Origin of the sequence: Pseudomonas sp. SIMBA_068, assembly GCF_046534705.1 — a bacterium.
Classification (GTDB): Bacteria; Pseudomonadota; Gammaproteobacteria; order Pseudomonadales; family Pseudomonadaceae; genus Aquipseudomonas; species Aquipseudomonas putida.
In genome coordinates, this window is record NZ_JAWRYI010000110.1 from 1 (window position 1) to 382 (window position 382).

Consider the following 382-nt stretch of genomic DNA (forward strand, 5'->3'; position numbering starts at 1 on the left):
GGGAGAAGATCGGTTTAACCACATATTTTTCCATTTGCGGATGATCATCTTCCGCAAAATAAGCGGGCAGCAGCTTCGGGTGATGCGGGGACATCTCCCACAGTAGCGGTAGAAGTGCCTTGTTGGAGATAATGCTCTTCCACGCCGGTTCCAGCCAGCGTACGCCTGCATCCTCCAGCTTGGTTGAGAACATCTCACGCAACATAAATTCCCACGGATACAGTTTGAACAGGTTGGAAATTACCTGATCCTGTAAATCCGTGAACTGACCTTTTTCACCTAACCCGATATCATCGATGTAGAGGAACTCAGTAGCAATTTCAGCTTCCGTTGCGCAGTCCTGCAAATACTGAATGGTTCCGCGATCTTCCACCGTGTCGCG

General features: G+C 49.5%; 1 protein-coding gene. It reads right to left on the bottom strand.

Annotated features, from left to right (window positions below; all coding sequences use genetic code 11):
- A partial coding sequence (locus SB756_RS28400) for a glutathionylspermidine synthase family protein (RefSeq protein WP_410912825.1) occupies positions 1–382 on the bottom strand: 382 nt, incomplete at both ends.